Annotated in this window: 15 protein-coding genes; 9 read left to right on the forward strand and 6 right to left on the reverse strand. The window is 30.7% G+C overall.

What is annotated here, in order from left to right; translation table 11 throughout:
* The first annotated feature begins 459 nt into the window (after positions 1–459).
* Positions 460–1581 carry a LysM peptidoglycan-binding domain-containing protein gene (locus bhDAH_RS01605; protein ID WP_043924426.1) on the forward strand — a complete coding sequence of 374 codons (1122 nt, stop codon included), beginning with the start codon at positions 460–462 and terminating at the stop codon, positions 1579–1581.
* A 94-nt stretch (positions 1582–1675) separates the two neighbouring features.
* The gene (locus tag bhDAH_RS01610) at positions 1676–2032 is read left to right on the forward strand and encodes a tetratricopeptide repeat protein (protein ID WP_012422096.1); all 357 of its coding nucleotides are present in this window, start codon (positions 1676–1678) and stop codon (positions 2030–2032) included.
* Positions 2033–2071: 39 nt separating this feature from the next.
* On the opposite strand, the gene bhDAH_RS01615 is transcribed toward bhDAH_RS01610, so the two are convergent.
* From bhDAH_RS01615 to bhDAH_RS01625, 3 genes are read right to left on the reverse strand one after another with little or no spacing between them, the layout of a single operon-like run.
* Positions 2072–3193 carry a VWA domain-containing protein gene (locus bhDAH_RS01615; protein ID WP_012422097.1) on the reverse strand — a complete coding sequence of 374 codons (1122 nt, stop codon included), beginning with the start codon at positions 3191–3193 and terminating at the stop codon, positions 2072–2074.
* Positions 3194–3244: 51 nt separating this feature from the next.
* Positions 3245–6103: a periplasmic flagellar collar protein FlcA gene (flcA, locus tag bhDAH_RS01620; RefSeq protein ID WP_012422098.1), complete on the reverse strand. Its 2859-nt coding sequence runs from the start codon at positions 6101–6103 to the stop codon at positions 3245–3247.
* A gap of 16 nt (positions 6104–6119) precedes the next feature.
* Entirely contained in the window at positions 6120–7013 is an 894-nt protein-coding gene (locus bhDAH_RS01625) for a 1-acyl-sn-glycerol-3-phosphate acyltransferase (protein ID WP_012422099.1), read from the reverse strand.
* Between the two features lie 197 nt (positions 7014–7210).
* Between bhDAH_RS01625 and bhDAH_RS01630 the strand changes: the two genes are divergently transcribed.
* From bhDAH_RS01630 to bhDAH_RS01655, 6 genes are all read left to right on the forward strand, one after another.
* The gene (locus bhDAH_RS01630; RefSeq protein WP_012422100.1) at positions 7211–8812 is read left to right on the forward strand and encodes a peptide ABC transporter substrate-binding protein; all 1602 of its coding nucleotides are present in this window, start codon (positions 7211–7213) and stop codon (positions 8810–8812) included.
* Positions 8813–9245: 433 nt separating this feature from the next.
* Positions 9246–10832, forward strand: coding sequence for a peptide ABC transporter substrate-binding protein (locus bhDAH_RS01635; RefSeq protein ID WP_012422101.1), 1587 nt, complete (start codon positions 9246–9248; stop codon positions 10830–10832).
* A gap of 734 nt (positions 10833–11566) precedes the next feature.
* On the forward strand, positions 11567–12487 hold the full coding sequence (locus bhDAH_RS01640) for an ABC transporter permease (protein ID WP_012422102.1): 921 nt from the start codon (positions 11567–11569) through the stop codon (positions 12485–12487).
* Between the two features lie 9 nt (positions 12488–12496).
* Positions 12497–13549 carry an ABC transporter permease gene (locus bhDAH_RS01645; protein ID WP_025406430.1) on the forward strand — a complete coding sequence of 351 codons (1053 nt, stop codon included), beginning with the start codon at positions 12497–12499 and terminating at the stop codon, positions 13547–13549.
* Between the two features lie 9 nt (positions 13550–13558).
* Positions 13559–14431, forward strand: coding sequence for an ABC transporter ATP-binding protein (locus bhDAH_RS01650; protein ID WP_012422104.1), 873 nt, complete (start codon positions 13559–13561; stop codon positions 14429–14431).
* Positions 14432–15424 carry an ABC transporter ATP-binding protein gene (locus bhDAH_RS01655; RefSeq protein ID WP_012422105.1) on the forward strand — a complete coding sequence of 331 codons (993 nt, stop codon included), beginning with the start codon at positions 14432–14434 and terminating at the stop codon, positions 15422–15424.
* Positions 15425–15587: 163 nt separating this feature from the next.
* Here bhDAH_RS01655 and bhDAH_RS01660 read toward each other — a convergent pair whose 3' ends face one another.
* Positions 15588–16343: an early set domain-containing protein gene (locus tag bhDAH_RS01660; RefSeq protein ID WP_012422106.1), complete on the reverse strand. Its 756-nt coding sequence runs from the start codon at positions 16341–16343 to the stop codon at positions 15588–15590.
* 119 nt (positions 16344–16462) lie between these two features.
* On the opposite strand from bhDAH_RS01660, the gene eno reads away from it, so the two are divergent.
* Positions 16463–17764 (forward strand): phosphopyruvate hydratase, encoded by a 1302-nt coding sequence (eno, locus tag bhDAH_RS01665; protein WP_012422107.1) that lies wholly within the window; start codon positions 16463–16465, stop codon positions 17762–17764.
* 63 nt (positions 17765–17827) lie between these two features.
* Here eno and rpsI read toward each other — a convergent pair whose 3' ends face one another.
* Positions 17828–18238 carry a 30S ribosomal protein S9 gene (gene rpsI / locus bhDAH_RS01670; protein ID WP_012422108.1) on the reverse strand — a complete coding sequence of 137 codons (411 nt, stop codon included), beginning with the start codon at positions 18236–18238 and terminating at the stop codon, positions 17828–17830.
* A gap of 10 nt (positions 18239–18248) precedes the next feature.
* Positions 18249–18698 (reverse strand): 50S ribosomal protein L13, encoded by a 450-nt coding sequence (gene rplM, locus bhDAH_RS01675; RefSeq protein WP_012422109.1) that lies wholly within the window; start codon positions 18696–18698, stop codon positions 18249–18251.
* Positions 18699–18721: the final 23 nt, after the last annotated feature.

Below are 18721 nucleotides of genomic sequence, written 5' to 3' on the forward strand. Positions count from 1 at the left end.
TTGCTAACTTCAATAAAAATGAAAAATAAGCTATACTTTTTAAAAAGTATAAAATAATATTTTATACTAATGCCTGTTCTTTTAAAGAATCTAAGGCATAATAAAAGCTACAGTTTATGTAGCCTGCTAATTTTATGTCAAAAGGATGTACTTATGATGAAAAAAAATAAATTATTATTTCTAATATTATCTATGTTTGCTTTTTCCCTAATTTCATGTGAAACCCCGCCAGAAGAGAGAACATGTGGAGATGCTAAGATTTTAAAATCACATAAAAGCAAGGGTTAGAGTATTGATACAGTAAAAATAAAACGCAATATAGCAGCAAAAAAATTGTATAATGTCAAATTGTGTAATAATATACTAATTATAGGCTTTATGCAAAGATAAAAGAATTGATGTCTAAAAAGCAAAGTTCTTAATTTTATGCAATCAATATCACATAAGAAGGATGTATTTATGATAAAAAAAAGCAAGTTATTATTTTTAATGTTATCCGTATTTGCTCTTTCCCTGATTTCATGTGAAACCCCGCCAGAAGATACAAAGAGTGCAAACTCTAAAATCTTAATTAAGGAAACTGGAGATATAAAAAAAGACATTGAAGAGATGAAAAACGGTGTCATAAGAGAGCGGGGCAATCTTTTCTACTCTAAAGAATTTAATGAAGCTGAAAAGATTGAAAGAGATATGAAAGCAAAATTTGCAAAGGGGATGATCAAACAAGGCAATGAAGTTGCACTAAAAGCATTAGAAAGGTACAGAAATATCGTAAGAGATGTAACGGAAAAAAAAGAAAAAATAAACTACTTGAAAGAAAATATTGAAAAATATTTGAATGATGCTGAAGTTAATGAAGCATACATATGGATCCCATTAGAAATCGATGAAGTAAATAACTTATATTTTGAAGCAACAAGAAAATACAAAATGTATGACATCGAAAGTTCTCTTGGAATGTACAGTAAAACATTTAATAAGGCACAACAAACTGCTAAGAAGGCAAAAGAAGCAAGGGCTCTTAAGGAAACGGAAGAGAGAATGTATAAACAATTAAAAGCACTGGAAGCTGCTTCCGAGCTCCCCATTTACAGCAACAATAGGCTCATTAAACCATCACCATGGAATGGAAGAGCTCTACTTAAGGATAAAGGCGAACGCATAAACCTTCTAGACTCACAAGGCAAGCCTTACTTACTTGGACAAATGGATGCATTAGTACTTGCTTATGAAGAGAAAGCTGAAAACGTAGAAAAATCAGACTCAAATAAATTTAAAACACTTCAGCTCATTGAAAAAGCCAGACAACTATGGGAACAAGGACTTGAGGCTAAGAGTCTTAATAATCTTAGACTTGCAAATGAATTATTTTTAGATTCTGCAAGATACCTAAAGGCTTATCAAAGTCACTCAAGCAAGGAACTATATATAGTTAAAATTGGAAATACCTTATGGGGCATTTCTAAGAAATTGTATAACGACCCTTACTTATGGCCAAAAATTTGGTTTGCCAACAGACAAAAAATTCAGAATCCAGATTTAATACATGCAAATTGGAAGATAATAATTCCTTCTAAATAAAACAAAAAAAGAAAACAAGCATAAGCTTGTTTTCTTTTTTTATATATAATAAAATCAATTTAAATAACTTTTTTACAAAATAAGAGCATAAAAAATGAAAAAATTAGTACTAACAAGCATCCTATTCTTTTCCTGCTATACAGCAGCACACTTAGACAAACAACTCACAAAAGAAACTCCTTACAGCATTTACTTAAGAAAAGCTCAACAAGCAACAAATGTTAACGATTATCAATCTGCTTTAAAGATATACGAAAAAATGATTGAAAATTACAAAGAAAATAAAAGTATCGTCGCCATTGGAAAGTATGAAATCGCATTCATATATTATATTAATAATAAAAAAGAAACGGCAAAAAAGCTATTTGAAGAACTAATACAATCTAATGTACAAACACCTAAGTGGATTATCCCCTTATCTCAAAGGATAATGGAAAAGATAGAAATTTAAAAATAAATCACAACTTGCAATTAATGAAAAAACACTACGCTAATTAAGTAATATTCCATAAATTATAATATCTTTTTCCTTAGCTGCTCTAATAACATCCTCATAAACTATAGGCCCTCGGGGATACTCATGGGGAGGTGCATTACCCAAAACGATAATAAACCTACTATCTGCTCTCCAATCAAATTGGGTAACAGCAGAATTAATTCCCTCAAATACTGCCTCGGGATAATCTCCTCCTCCACCCACATTAATACCTTCAAAAACATTACTTAAATACTCCCTACTATTAAAATCAAAAGATCTTGTCAAAAAATCTTCAAGATAATCTTTATAAAACACAAAACCTACTCTATAAGATCTAAATTGATTTAGCTGGGGTTCTATCATATCCAAAAGGTGTTCTCTTAAAATCTCAATATGATTCTTCATGCTATCAGTCACATCAATAACAAAAACAAGATCTAAATCAGCAAGTGGCTCTTCTGATTTTTTGAGAATATCTTTTATTTTATCAACAATATCAAGCCCCTTCTTTGCAACAATAACATCATCCGCAAACCTAGCAAATTCTTCTCTTAAGCCATTATTTTCAATTGGACCTGTGCCTTCTAGCTGAATGTCTCCAAAGAATAACTCATAAGCATTATCTTTATACTGACCTAAATAATCATTATATTTCCTCTCAAAAGTTCGAATTGAAAACCAAAAAGGCTCTTTCTGTCTCTTTAAAACCTCTAAATCAATATCACCACTTCTTGTTGAAAAATTAGGAAAACCGTATCTCAATTTCTTAGGTATTAATATATGAAAAGCTTGTCCAAATCTTCTATTTTGGATAGGCGTAGAAGATGTCAATGATAAAAGACGTCTATTTTGAATAACTCTACCATTCAAAATTCTAATCTCATCCCCATTAACACTATTATACTCTAATGTTCTAAATGAATAAGTAGAGACATCTTTGCTCCTATCTGGAACTTCAAAAGATTCAGTTAAAATCACCGATTTAATATCTGGCTTTTTTCTAATAAAAAGATGAAAACCATCCTCATGAGCCTCAACATACACATCATCAATATTAATACTTAAGTGATCATTCATTGAAGAAAATAAATTAAATACAATAAATAAGGAAATAATAAAGTAAACTTTTTTCATATAAATCCTTACAACCTTATATGCCTGTTAAGCTAATAAACTTTAAAAAATCTAAAGATTATCAGCCAAATTATCATAAAACAATACTTTAGAACCAATAAAATCATTCTTAAAAATACTTCTAAGGTTTAAACTAGCCAGATCTCTCTTAACATTCTTCACCATATCATCATCACGGTTCAATAGATCAAACATTCTAGAAGATTCAGTCAAATTTGCAATTCCTGAATCAAAAAGATCATTATCTCTAACAATACCAGATTCAACCCTATCACCAAAAGATGCTCTTATCTCAACAACGCCAAGATTATTGTAAATCTCAATTTTCTTTATCAATAAAGCTCTATGATGATCATTTCCTTTAGGCTTAAACCCTAAAATGCTAGATTTTTCTGATTCTAAATTCTGCAATACTCTTAAATAATAACTCCTAGCAGCCTCAAAATTACCCATTTTATAAAGAACAGATGCAATTGAATTTAAAACTTTATTACTATTTGCAAATCCAGACATATCTTCAACTTTAAAAAAATAAACTAATGCATCTTTATAATTATTCTCCTTATAATTAAGCAACGCTAATTTATAATAAACATTTGGAGAATTAACCCCTTCATTTATTGCCATCTTATAAGAAGATATAGCTGATTTAAAACCATTGAAAGTCCTAAGAATATCCCCCTGCTTTTCATAAATTAAAGCAAGCTCCCTGGAGCCTTTAACAAGACCATTTCTTTTATAAAAATCATACTCATTTAAAGCCAGACTAACAATATTACTTGCTTTAAGAGAATCATTTCCTTTCTCATAAATATCTGACAAAATTCTATAAGCAATAATCTTTTCAGAGGAGTTCTCAATTAAATCTTCCTGTCTAAAGCTATTTAATGCTGTTAATAAATATCCTTCGGCTTTTTTAAGATCGCCCATATAATAAAAATATCTACCACTCTCAAAAAGAGCCTTATTGTAGTCAGGATTTTTGAACAAAATTCTTCTAAGAATATACTCAATCTCTGAATTAAGATTAATATCATTTAAAGTATCAGAAACACTCCTCCCATTACCCGCCTTAAAACTGGAAAATTCTTTATTAAGTAAGTTCATTTGAGCACTTAAATATTTAAGATTTCTAGAGAGCGCGTTTATTCTTTGATTATAAACTGTAAATTCGATATATTTATCTATTAATCTCTTAGCATATTTAGTATAAACTACCTCGTCAATATCTAATCCCTCATTTGCCTTAATAAAAGCATTTACATTCTCAGCTTCTCTCTCAGCGCCAGCCTCAATGTAAGCATTAAAAAGCTTAAACAAAATTTCCTTTTTATGCCCATATTTTGAAAGCAAAATAGTATAATTATTAATGCTATCTTTGTAATATACAGGTTCTCTTTGGGCCCACTGAAAATAATTATCACCCTTAGCCATTAGTGCTTCATAATCATAAATATCATAAGATATAACCTCATCCAAAATTGAATCAGCGTCAGCATGCTCACCAAGCCTCATTTTCATAAAAGCATAAGATATATACCCATCCTTATCAAAATTTTTGCGTTTTCTCGTAGAAGCATCCACAGAAAATGGATCAATGGTAAATAATTCCTCGTATTTCTCCTCAGCACTATCAAAATCTCTCACATCTTCAAAAGCCTTAGCATAAACTAAAAACCACCCTTTGCTAGGTCGCATATAATATGCATCCCTAAAAGTAGCTTTAGCAAGTTCTCTTTTATTCTCATATATATAAGATATTCCCTCTTTATATTTTTTATCAGATGCAATATAAAAAAACATAACATCAACTAAAAAATAAAAAGATATAAAAGTCAAAACAACAAAAAGAGATGCGATTTTTAATATTGGGGTTAAAGCCTTAGAGAGTCTATAGCTAAATCTCTTTTCAAGCTTGCTAAATTCCTCTGCTTTATAATACATAACAGGCAATTTAACAGAACGACCAACAATATCTCCAACAAATTTAGCAATAAACTTAAGACCTTTCTTATTTTGCTCAACAAGATCAATTAATGCCTCAATCTTATATCTAGAGACATTATCTAGCATTAAAGCCTCAGCAATAGCAATTCTCAAATTTCTAGGATAAGAATCTAAATGTTTGAAAAATAAAGGATAATTAATTTTAAAATCATTTTTAGTAGAAAATTTTTTTGGCTCATCTTCCAAAAATTGAAAATCATCTGAAAGATTAGACCAATTATTCTCTTCATCATCACTAAGCTTTTCAGAATTTTCATTAGAAACAGATTCATTACTATAAGGAATTTCTAACCGATTACTTGTTCCATCTGATTTATTAAGACTAGTAATCATATTCTCAAAATCAAAATCATCATTATTATCATTTAGAGATTCCTGATTCAAATTATTAGCATCAATCTCATTATCAATAAACTTATCAGAATTTAATAAATCTGAATTCAAATCATTCTCTACATCTAGATTTTGCAAATTATCAGCATTATTTAAATCGAAATTAATAGCATCGTCTAAACTAATAGAATTATCATCAAGAACTGTTTCAATATTATCTTCAAGATTAGAACTTAAAATATCAAAATCATTATCTAAATCATTAAACTCAGGATCAATATCTACTTTTTTAGAATCTTTTAAAATTGCAATATCATCCTCACTAGATTCGTTCTTCTGCCCTTCCTCACTATCAAGTGCACCAAGAATAGCATCTAAATCAAGCTCGTCGTCATGTTCTTCTTCTAAATCAAAAACTTCTTCTTGATTTTCCCAAGGAACAATAAGCTCCCCATCCTTTGGAGGTTCAATATCCATTTTAATGCCAAGACTCTCTTTTTTAGTTCTCTCATCAGAAATATTATCTAGTATTTCTCTTTTAAACTTATTTATTTCTTCTATATCAGGCATATTAACAATTAAAACCCTAAATTAAACCATTATATATATTGGCTCCCTCTTCATGAAGAACCTCAAAACGTTTCTCCAAATCATCAGCAATTCTAGAACCTAAAATCTCTTTTGTTGGTTCTAAACCTTCTTGATTTAACTTCTCTAAAATTAAATTTTTGTATTCAAATATATCAAATATTTCTGTTGCATTATACACAAGAGTATCCTCTTTAAAAAGATCACAAGACATATCACCATTTGGTGAAACTTCAAGAATATTTCCATTAATACCAACCATTATAAAATAATCAAAAAGCTTAAAGTAACTTGCAATTTCTGAAATTATTTTTTTAGTCTCAGGTTTATCCTTCCTATATCTTGTGGCTGTTGGAAAAATAAGAATCATATATCCACTACTCTTTTTATCCACAACACATCTCATAGAATTAGCATTAAAAACCCGTCTCTCTCTAATCGTTTCATGATCAACACCAATAAATGCATGTGGGGGATAAATAAATATCACACTATAACCCAAAGATAAACTCTTAATCAACAAATCATCTTTAAAAAGCTTAACACCAGCTATAGGAATAATATGTTCCGCAACTTCCTTATAATTCATTTCATTAAGCAAAAACTGAAAACAAGGAAAATCAAAATTACTATAATGTTCCATTAATATAATTGAAGACTTGCCAGATTTAGTTTTTTCATAAAGTTTTAAAATATTTTGAATACCAACAATGGTAGAATTATCCTTAAGAAGTCTTTTGATCATTGTATCAACCAAACTCCTACTAACAGAATCTGCTTCATGGTAAGAATTACTTAAACAGTTTATCTTTTCAATAGATTTAAACCTACTAAGGAATTCATTCTCTATACCTTTAAAATATTTATTAAAACTCTCATTCTGTGTAAACATAAAACTTCATCCTTTAAAGTTCTCGAAAAACAATATACTAGCAAACCAAGAATATCTCATGTAGCATATTCATATGCAAATAATTTTTATATAATTATACTTTATTTATTTATCAAATTAAAGTAAAATCCATTCAAGTATATTAAACAACAATAATTCAAAAGCAAAATAAAAAATGTTTATAAGGGGAATAAATTATGAAATACAAAATATTAATTATTTTATCTTTTTTGATCGTGTGGCTAACTTCTTGTTCTGGCGATGAGCACAAAAATAAAATAACATTTAGGGTAACAAATGAAGTTGAACCAGATTCACTTGATCCTCAACTTGCTACTTCTGTTCAATCGTTCAACATAATTATGAACATATTTTCAGGCTTAACGACAAGAGAGACACAAACTGGTGGATATAAACCAGGACTAGCTAAATCTTGGGATATATCTGCAGATGGACTTGTATACACACTTCACTTGAGAGAAGATCTTGTTTGGAGTGATGGGGTACCTATTACTGCTGAAGGAATTCGAAAATCTTATCTTAGAGTTTTAAATAAAGAAACAGCTTCACAATATGTTGATATTGTTAAATCAGCAATCAAAAATGCACATGATTACTTTGAAGGTAAAATACCGGAATCTGAACTTGGCATTAAAGCTATAGATAATTCAACTTTAGAGATAACTTTAATTGCTCCAAAGCCTTATTTTCTTGATATGCTAGTACATCAAACATTTATACCAGTACCAGTTCATGTCATTGAAAAACATGGACGAAACTGGACAAATCCTGAAAATATAGTAACAAGTGGTGCATACAAATTAAAGACAAGAATCCCGAATGAAAAAATAGTGCTTGAAAAAAACGATAAGTATTATAATGCCTCAAATGTCGAAATAGATGAAGTGATATTTTATCAGGTACAAGGAAACACCGCTTATAACATGTACGTAAATGACGAGCTTGATTTTTTAATGAACGTAGCATCAGAATACTTAGATGAAGCTAGAATAAGGAATGATTACTATTCCCATCCTATAAATAGAGTAGTCTACACGGCATTTAATACCACTATCAAACCACTTGATAATGCAAAGGTTAGAGAAGCTTTAACTCTTGCCATTGATAGAGAAGCACTTAACAAAATTACTCTAAAGGGCCAATCAAAACCAACGAGAAACTTAACCCCACCATTTAAAAACTATTCTTACGACAAAAAATTAAAATTATTTGACCCACAAAGAGCAAAACAACTAATGGCTGAGGCTGGTTATCCTGATGGTGCTGGTTTTCCTACTCTTAAATTTAAAACCTCACAACGCAATGGAATGGCAATAAGTGCAGAATTCTTGCAAGAACAACTTAAAAAAATACTAAACATTAATATCGATATTGAAATTGAAGAATGGAATACATTCCTAAGTAGCAGAAGCACAGGCAATTATCAAATGTCATACATGGGATGGACAGGGGATTACTTAGACCCATTAACATTCCTTGAAAGTTTATTTACAACAGAAAATCAAGGATTTGGAGCATATGGATATTCAAACAAACAATATGACAATTTAATAAAACAATCAAATTTTGCAAAAGACCCACTACAAAGACAAGAAATCTTAAGACAAGCTGAGGCAATAATTACAGAAAAAGACTTCCCCGTTGCCCCACTCTCAATACTTCAATCATACTATCTCTTCAGACATGACAAATGGACTGGTTGGACTCCTAATGTTGCAGAAGCTTATCTTTATGAAGAAATAAAATACAAAAGAGAAAACACTAACAATAAAATATGAAAACAATTTCATAAGTTAATAGATTAACGCTAATAATCATAAAAGAACGACCACTTCTATACACCAAACTATAGAAGTGGTTTTTATCGCATAACCACATAGCTTTCGAAATTACCACAAATTTTACATTCGTATCTCTCTTATAATGAGTTCATTATTTTGCCTGATAGCATTTTTATCTAAAACATCACGTAACTATGCATAAAAACTTAAGCAAAGTACATAATCTTAGCTAGCATCTAATAATACTCTGCATATTCATATGCCGCTATTATTATTTATTTATACTCACACGTACTTTATGATATAATAAGCTTCTTCAACAAAGAAATTAAATGGTTCAACAAACAAATTTTATAGGAAGAATCTTTTAGAACTTTTAGTTGTTTTTGTTGCAGTAAAAATCAACTTTAATAAATAGGAGATAATAAGAATGAAAATAAAAAGACATACGTTTATGATATTTTTTTTCATAGCTATTCTATCCTGCGGCAAGGAAAGTAGCAAAGAAAATTTGGCATTTAAAATCAGCTTAGGAGGAGAACCTAAATCAATAGATCCTCAATTATCTGAAGATAAAATGGGTGCACATGTAATCTCGCAAATGTTTACTGGCATAGTAGATGGTGATTCACAAACTGGTGGATATAAACCAGGTCTAGCTCAATCTTGGGACATATCTGCAGATGGAACTATATATACATTTCACTTAAGAAAAGGTCTTGTTTGGAGTGATGGGGTTCCCATTACAGCTGAAGGTCTGCGAAAGTCTTATCTTAGAATATTAAACAAAGAAACAGCATCAAACTATGTAGGTACGATTAAGTCAACAATAAAAAATGCAGAAGATTACTTCGAGGGAAAAATACCGGAATCTGAACTTGGTATTAAAGCTATAGATGAATCAACACTGGAGATATCTATTATTACTCCAAAACCTTACTTTCTAGACATGCTAGTACACCAATCTTTCACACCAGTACCAGTGCATGTTATTGAAAAACATGGACAAGAATGGACAAAGCCTGAAAATATGGTAGTAAGTGGTGCATACAAGCTCAAGGAAAGACAACCCAACGAAAAAATATCACTTATAAAAAATGATAAATACTTTAATGCCAAAAACGTTGAATTACAAGAACTCATATTCTATACAATAAACGATGCCTCAACTGCCTATAGAATGTATGAAAATAATGAAATAGATATGCTGACATCTGCATCAATTCCACCTGATTTAATAAAAGAAATAAAATTAAGAAATGATTATTACTCATCCGCTATTAATGGTCTGTACTACTTTTCATTTAACACACACATCAAACCCCTTGATAATGTAAAGGTTAGAGAAGCTTTAACTATTGCTATTGATAGAGAAACATTAACAAAGAAAGTTATAGACAATGGTTCTATTCCTACAAGAAACATCAGTCCAAACTTTAATAATTATTCTTACGGAAAACCACTAAGCTTATTTGACCCACAAAGAGCACAACAACTAATGGCTGAAGCTGGTTATCCTGATGGTATAAATTTCCCTCAACTTAAAATTAAATATAATACAAGTGAAGGACACAAAAAAATTTCCGAATTTCTTCAAAATCAATGGTCAAAAATTTTACATATCAATGTTGAACTTGAAAATGAAGAATGGGCATCATTCTTAGCATCTAAACAAAAGGGAGACTATGAAATCTCAAGAGCTGGTTGGCTAGGAGATTACTCAGATCCATTAACATTCCTAAGTCTATTCCAAAAAGAGTTTTCACATTTTTCCTCATATAAATACTTTAATGAAGAATATGAAAATTTAATCACCCAATCTGATCTCGAGCAAGATCCAAGCAAAAGACAAGACATTTTAAGAAAAGCTGAATCAATAATTATAGAGAAAGATTTCCCAGTCGCTCCAATATACATATATGCAGGAAATTACCTATTTAGAAATGATAAATGGACTGGTTGGGCACCTAACGTTGCAGAAAGATTCCATCTATCTGAACTTAAAAGAATCAAATAACCAATAAACAGACATCTATCAAAATATTTTAACAGATGTCTGTTTATTAATAATCCTTCAAAATTGGGTTCCATGCATTAATGCATAAAGTAATTAGAAAGTTTAATCTTAAGCTCTTAAACAAAAATTATATACGCAGTTGGCATTACATAAATTCATAACATATATAAACACAACGGGATTTACCATATTCAGTAATATCTGCCTGATACTAGGTAGACAAAATCAAATTTTTAAAATTATTCTTAATATAAAAACAATGTTGTTTATTTTAATATTGAAACAAATATCCCCTCTTAAGATAACTCAAAAATTACAAAGAATGATTCTACTTATCATAAAAAGAATCAATTTTAATCTTAACAACTATTATCAGTCAAACCGCTTAAATTTGACCCACAAATCTCAAAACAATTAACAGATAAGGCTAATTACCCCAATCGTACGGATTTGCCTCGAAATCAATACCATACGTAAAAAAGACATAAAAACTGTTAAATTTACTTAAAATCAATTAAAGTAAATCATTAAAGACTAATTTTTATCTATGCAAATAGAAAATTGGTTTGCTTTGACAAATAGTAAAAATGCAAGTGATGAATACATGCATTAAAAAGAAATTTTAATTGCAAAGCAACTAAAATAAATTCAAAATTTTTGAATAATATTAAGTCCCATGTGTTAAAATCATTTATTATACAAATAAAATCTTTCTATGATGATAAGGAACAATTATGTTAAAGTTTACCATACAAAAATTACTAGAAACAATACCCACTTTAATAGCAATAACTTTTTTGTGTTTTTTAATAATGAGACTTGCTCCCGGAAATCCATTTGATTCTGAGAAACCTATTGATCCTCAAGTCAAAGAAAAACTGATGCAAAAATACCATCTTGATAAACCTTTTTATATGCAAGCTTACTATTACATTACAAACATTTTAAAAGGAGATTTTGGGCCATCATTAGTAAAGAAAGATTTAAATGTCAGCCAATACATAAAATTAGGATTTCCTAAGTCATTTACAATCGGAATAATAAGCTTAATAATATCTCTCACACTTGGAATTTTGCTGGGATCATTAGCAGCAATAAAAAAAAATACTCGAATCGACTATATAATAAGAGTAGCAGCAATATTTGGAATTTCCGTACCCACCTTTGTAACTGGTCCTATTTTACAATATTTCCTATCTGTAAAGTTAAAATTATTTTACACTTCTGGATGGATTTCAGAACGTGGAGGTCTTGCAAATTTAGTTATGCCAATATTAACAATGAGTTTGCCATGGATAGCTATTTTTACACGCATCATTAGAGGTTCTATGCTAGAAATACTAAAGAGTGATTTTGTAAGAACAGCAAAAGCTAAGGGGCTTAGCTTTAATGTCATAATAAGAAAACATGTATTAATAGGCTCTATGCTCCCTCTCATAAGCTATGTAGGTCCTGCATTTGCTGGTATCATTTCTGGTAGTATGGTCATTGAACAAATATTTAGAATTGCTGGAATGGGTATATTTACAGTAGAAGCATCTCTAAACAGGGACTACCCGCTACTCATGGGTTCACTATTAGTATATTCAACAATATTGCTTATCTCCATTTTAGCATCTGATATTGTTTATAAAAAACTTGATCCAAGAACATAGGTGAACAGAATGAATGAATATGAAAAACAAGACACTTGCGTTGAAATCCAAACAGCAAACAAAAGAGCTTGGTTAAGATTTAAGGAAAATAAACTCGCATTTATTAGTATATTTATCATCGGATTTTACATACTAATTGCAATACTAAGACCAATACTACCAACGTACAAATACTATACCCAAATAGTAGAACATGCTGATTTGCCCCCATCTCTTAAGTATGCCGGAGAACTCTGGTATGAAAAAGAACTTAACTTCATAAAAAGATTAGCAGCAAAAGAAAAACGAGAAATAAACGAAGAAGAAAAAGCGAAACTAGAAGAAATCAAAAGAAAAATAGAAACCGATGTTCAAAAAATTGATGGAAAAGAAATTAAAATACACAAAAGAATATACCTACTAGGAACAGATAGTCTTGGAAGAGACTTGCTTGCAAGAATCATACAAGGAAGTCAGATATCAATATCTGTGGGCTTTATTGGGGCATTTATATCAATGATCATAGGCACTATAATAGGTGCGGTAGCGGGATTCTTTGGCGGTATTATCGATAGGATAATAACTAAAATAATAGAAATCCTTTATGTCCTACCTACCTTACTTGTCATAATAACTTTAATGACTATTATGGAAAGGAATGTCATCGGATTATTTATTGCAATTAGCATCATCTCATGGCTAACAATTGCCAGAATCGTAAGAGGACAAGTAAAATCACTTGCAACATCTGAATTTATACAGGTAGCTAGAACATTAGGTGCAACAAATAGTAGAATGATATTCAAACATTTAATTCCTAATAGCTTTGGAATGATAGTAATAATTACAACAATGAATGTCCCATCATTCATTATGCTTGAATCATTTCTATCATTTCTAGGTCTTGGAATATCAGCACCAATGACTAGTTGGGGAGAATTAATAAAAAATGGAATTCCTACATTTATTGAATACCCATGGAAAATCTTCATTCCAGCAACAGTCATGACAATATTCTTACTATTTATGAACTTTTTAGGCGATGGACTAAGAGATGCATTTGATCCAAAAGATAACCTTTAGGAGACATTAATGAGAGAAGACTATATACTGGACATAAGAAATCTATCAATTGAATTTAAGTTAAAGCATACAACAATACATCCTGTAAACAACATAAATTTAAAAATGAAAAAGGGGGAAATTAGAGCCATTGTCGGGGAATCTGGAAGTGGAAAATCTGTCACAAGCATGGCAATATTAAAACTACTGCCTGAAACTACGACAGTATACAAAACTGGAGAAATACTATTTGAAGGTCAAGACTTACTAAAACTTAACGAAAAAGAACTTCAAAGTATTAGAGGTAATAAAATAGCAATGATATTCCAAGATCCAATGACTTCTCTAAATCCATACTTAAAAATATCTACACAAATTGAAGAAACAATAATGTTGCACCAAAAATTAGATAAAAAGGCAGCAAAGCAAAAAACAATAGAAATGTTAAAAACAGTCGGTATTATAAATGCCGAAGAGAGAATAAAACATTATCCACACCAATTTTCAGGAGGAATGAGACAAAGAGTTATGATTGCAATGGCTCTCAGTTGTCGCCCATCATTATTAATTGCAGATGAACCTACCACAGCTCTTGATGTTACAATTCAAGAACAAATATTATTACTCATTAAAAACCTGTCTAAAAAATTTAATACCTCCACCATATTAATAACCCATGATTTAGGAGTAGTTGCAGAAATATGCGATACAGTCTCTGTAATGTACCAAGGAAAATTTGTAGAAGAAGGTACAGTACAAGAAATATTTAAAAACCCTAAGCATCCATACACAATTGGGCTTTTAAAATCAATACTTACTCTTGATAAGGATCCAAATGAAAAACTTTATTCAATTAAAGATCATCCTATTGAACCTACTACAAATAAAATTGAGGTAATTTAAATGAAAAATGAAAAAGATATAATCCTTAAAGTAGAAAACTTAGTACAAACATTTACAATTGGAGAAGACTTTTTATTTTGGAAAAACAAACGTAAAGTAAATGCCGTCAATGGTATCAGCTTTGAAGTTGAGCGCAACAAAACACTAGGACTTGTTGGAGAGTCTGGATGTGGCAAATCAACAACCTTAAGAACAATAATGCAACTATATACACCAACATCTGGTAGCATATATTTCAATGGAAAAGATATTACTAAACTGTCAAAGAAAGAACTTTTAAAGACAAAAAAAGACATGCAGATGGTATTTCAAGACCCACATACATCTCTCAATCCAAGAATGACAATAAAAGAAATCATAGCAGAACCATTAGTTATATACAATGAAAATAAGATTTTCCCAAGAACCAAAAAAGAAATAGAAAAAAGAGTAAATGAATTAATAGATATTACTGGACTTGCAAAAAACATGCTATCTAGATATCCACACGAATTTTCAGGAGGACAAAGACAAAGAATAGGAATAGCAAGAGCACTTGCACTAAATCCCAAACTCTTACTGCTAGATGAAGCTGTCTCTGCACTAGATGTATCAATCAGAGCACAAATTTTAAATTTGCTTAAAGATCTACAAAAAGAATTAAGTTTATCTTATCTGTTCATTTCACACGACTTGGCAGTAGTAAAATATATGAGCGATAAAATCGCCGTAATGTATCTGGGAGTCATCCTAGAGATTGCTCCTAGAGAAATTTTATTCTCAAATCCCAAACATCCATACACAAAGACATTAATAGCATCTATTCCTGACATTAATCCTGACAAAACTCAAAATAAAACTATTAAGCTCCTTGATGAACCATCTTTAATAAATATGCAAAACACATCTTTAACACCAGAAAATGCATCTCTTGAGGAAGTCGAAAAGGATCATTTTGTATCTAAGTACCTCTTTGATGAAATGAATCGCTTGCTAAATAAAAATAATACTTAAGACAAGTAAAGGTCCAACTTTTATTTAGTTTAACTCAAGTTTTTCTATTTAAGCTTTATAAGATCATGTAAGCTCTTTGTTTAAGTTCAAGCTTAATTCTATATTTCTGTAAGTCAATTGTATTTAAGAACTGATAATAAGAATTGAAGTTCTTAACCTCAGATTAATTATCAAAATAAGAAACTTCAAAATCAATCTTATTGTCAAGACCTTCAACTGAATATAGATTAATTCTATTAACATTATTCTTATCTATAACCTTATTTCCAGAATCGACAAAATAATAATAAATCCTACCCTTCGGAAGGTCTTTAAGCTTAATAGTATATACACCCTTATGAGGCTCCTGTTCAACCAATCTATTTAAAAATGGATTAAAATTATTAAAATTGCCAGCTATTGTAATAATCTGTCCAGGACGACCTATATAAAAAATTTCAACTTCTCTACCATCAGAAGAATCAATCGGATTTCGTAAAGACACATAACTATGATCTACGCCTATGTCAATTATAGAAAACGGTATTAAATCTTTATTAAACACCACATTTTTATTATATTCATCATTCGTCCAAATGCCATCCACAACAAGCCTATATTTAATCCTACCAACTCCATGAGGGAGATTGATCTTGACAAAAAAAAGACCATACTTATTTTTTTTAAATAAATACTTTTTTGCATAACTATCAAAATCAAAAGCAGCAAAAACTTTTCTAATGCCCTTACTTGGAGGATAGAACATAATGACTCTCTTAGAGTCAACAATTGGCAATAAATTATCTTTTCTTGTTGAAACTTCTAAAAATTCATTTAAAGATAAATCAAAATTTTCGATTATGTAACCTTGTGAGCAAACATTAGCAATATTAAAGAAAAAGAATATAAAATAAAATAACCATTTCAAAGTTCTTTCCATGATTTAATTGTAAAATCCAATAAACAATTCTTTTAGCAAAATACTACACATTTGTCTTATTTGTTATTATACTGAAAATATATACTAAAGTAAATATATTAACCTATAAGGAGCGGAAAATGGGCTTTCGTATTTATGAAATAAAAGCTAGGCAAATAATTGATTCTAGAGGAAATCCAACTGTCGAAGCAGATGTAATACTTGAAGACGGTTCTCTAGGTAGGGCAGCTGTTCCATCAGGAGCATCAACAGGAATAAATGAAGCTGTTGAACTGAGAGATGGTGATAAATCTGTTTACATGGGAAAAGGAGTACTTAAAGCAGTTGAAAATATAATAAATATCATATCTCCAGAGCTTGAAGGAATGAGTGCCTTAAACCAAGTCGAAATCGACAGAAAAATGCTTGCACTTGACGGAACTCCTAACAAATCAAAACTTGGAGCTAATGCTATTCTTGCAGTTTCAATGGCCACAGCTAGAGCAGCAGCTGAATATCTTGGACTTAAAGTTTATCAATATCTTGGTGCCTACAAAGCCAACATCTTACCTACACCTATGTGTAACATTATAAATGGCGGCGCCCACTCTGATAACTGTGTTGATTTTCAAGAATTTATGATAATGCCAATTGGAGCTAAAACTTTTAATGACGCAATAAGAATGTCTGCTGAGGTTTTTCACACACTCAAGGGTATTTTAAGCAAAAGGGGCTACGCAACATCTGTTGGGGATGAAGGCGGATTTGCACCAAATCTAAAGTCAAACGAAGAAGCTTGTGAAGTTATTATGGAAGCCATCAAAAATGCAGGATATACACCTGGAACAGATATCGCAATTGCCCTTGATCCAGCAACATCTGAATTATATGATCCAGAAACAAAAAAATATGTACTTAGATGGTCAACAAAAGAAGAACTCACATCCGAAGAAATGGTTGAATATTGGGCAAAATGGGTAGAAAAATATCCTATTATATCAATTGAAGATGGCATGGCTGAAGAAGACTGGGACGGATGGAAAAAGCTTACAGATAAGATTGGGGATAAAGTTCAACTTGTTGGTGATGATTTATTTGTAACAAACACATCATTCCTTAAAAAAGGAATTGAAATGAAAGTTGCAAATGCAATTCTCATTAAAGTAAATCAAATTGGAACATTAACTGAAACTTTTGAAGCTGTAGAGATGGCCAAAAAAGCAGGATATACTGCGATAGTTTCACATCGCTCAGGAGAAACAGAAGATACAACGATTGCCGATCTTGTTGTTGCGCTTGGAACAGGACAAATCAAAACAGGCTCCTTATCAAGGACAGACAGAATAGCTAAGTATAATCAACTCTTAAGAATAGAAGAAGAACTAGGCAGTATTGCTGAATACCATGGAAGAGATGTCTTTTATTCCATTAAAAAACAATAATATAAATTAAAGCCCTCATAAGAGGGCTTTAATTTATACAAACAAAATAACAAAAACAAATACTTATCTTTTAGAAAATTGAAAACTCTTCCTAGCTTTTTTCTTCCCGAACTTTTTACGTTCAACTTTTCGTGGATCTCTTGTTAAAAACCCATTAGATTTAAGAATCATCTTATGCTCTTCATCAAGATTAAAAAGAGCTCTTGCAATACCATGCCTAATGGCACCAGCCTGACCCGAAATGCCCCCGCCATAAATATTAATGTAAAGATCATATTTTCCAAGAGTATTTGTTAAAACTAATGGAGATAGAGCAATTGTTTTTAACTTTTCAAGTTGCATATAAGAATCAAAATCCCTACTATTAATCTTAATATCACCTTTACCTTCCCTAATGTAAACCCTAGCAACAGAAGATTTTCTCCTTCCCGTACCCATTCCTAAATTAATACCCTTAACATCTGACTTTGCCATTTTTCCTCTCTTAATTTGCCTCTAATTTATAAAGATTTTGAGCTTTAAGCGTATGATTAGAATCGGCAAAAACTTTAAGATTCCTAAAAAGCTCACGCCCCAAAGGTCCCTTTGGTAACATACCCTTAATAGCTATTTCAAGAGGAGCTGTTGGCTTTCTCTCAGATAATGTTCTAAAAGTATCAGAATAAAGACCTCCAGGATATCTTGAATGTCTATAATAGATCTTCTGAGAATATTTCTTACCAGTAAGCCTAATCTTTGAAGCATTAACAATTATAACATTATCACCTAAATCTTGGTGAGGAGTATAATACGGCTTATGCTTACCTCTCAAAATTTTAACAGCTTCTGTAGCAATTCTACCAAGAACTTTATCTGACGCATCAATCACATACCATTTTTTCTCTACATACTTAGGCTTAATCCATATTGTCTTATTATTCGTTATCCTATTCATAATAATATACAGTCCTCACTTAG

It is taken from the genome of Borrelia hermsii DAH (assembly GCF_023035675.1).
GTDB classification, from domain to species: domain Bacteria; phylum Spirochaetota; class Spirochaetia; order Borreliales; family Borreliaceae; genus Borrelia; species Borrelia hermsii.

Bases quoted from the DNA above. Each gene is read 5' to 3' on its own strand.
- bhDAH_RS01645 (WP_025406430.1), top strand. From the start codon at position 12,497: ATGAATGAATATGAAAAACAAGACACTTGCGTTGAAATCCAAACAGCA.
- rplM (WP_012422109.1), bottom strand. From the start codon at position 18,698: ATGAATAGGATAACGAATAATAAGACAATATGGATTAAGCCTAAGTAT.
- bhDAH_RS01630 (WP_012422100.1), top strand. From the start codon at position 7,211: ATGAAATACAAAATATTAATTATTTTATCTTTTTTGATCGTGTGGCTA.
- bhDAH_RS01625 (WP_012422099.1), bottom strand. From the start codon at position 7,013: ATGTTTACACAGAATGAGAGTTTTAATAAATATTTTAAAGGTATAGAG.
- bhDAH_RS01655 (WP_012422105.1), top strand. From the start codon at position 14,432: ATGAAAAATGAAAAAGATATAATCCTTAAAGTAGAAAACTTAGTACAA.
- bhDAH_RS01610 (WP_012422096.1), top strand. From the start codon at position 1,676: ATGAAAAAATTAGTACTAACAAGCATCCTATTCTTTTCCTGCTATACA.
- bhDAH_RS01605 (WP_043924426.1), top strand. From the start codon at position 460: ATGATAAAAAAAAGCAAGTTATTATTTTTAATGTTATCCGTATTTGCT.
- bhDAH_RS01635 (WP_012422101.1), top strand. From the start codon at position 9,246: ATGAAAATAAAAAGACATACGTTTATGATATTTTTTTTCATAGCTATT.
- bhDAH_RS01660 (WP_012422106.1), bottom strand. From the start codon at position 16,343: ATGGAAAGAACTTTGAAATGGTTATTTTATTTTATATTCTTTTTCTTT.
- bhDAH_RS01615 (WP_012422097.1), bottom strand. From the start codon at position 3,193: ATGAAAAAAGTTTACTTTATTATTTCCTTATTTATTGTATTTAATTTA.
- flcA (WP_012422098.1), bottom strand. From the start codon at position 6,103: ATGCCTGATATAGAAGAAATAAATAAGTTTAAAAGAGAAATACTAGAT.
- bhDAH_RS01650 (WP_012422104.1), top strand. From the start codon at position 13,559: ATGAGAGAAGACTATATACTGGACATAAGAAATCTATCAATTGAATTT.
- eno (WP_012422107.1), top strand. From the start codon at position 16,463: ATGGGCTTTCGTATTTATGAAATAAAAGCTAGGCAAATAATTGATTCT.
- bhDAH_RS01640 (WP_012422102.1), top strand. From the start codon at position 11,567: ATGTTAAAGTTTACCATACAAAAATTACTAGAAACAATACCCACTTTA.
- rpsI (WP_012422108.1), bottom strand. From the start codon at position 18,238: ATGGCAAAGTCAGATGTTAAGGGTATTAATTTAGGAATGGGTACGGGA.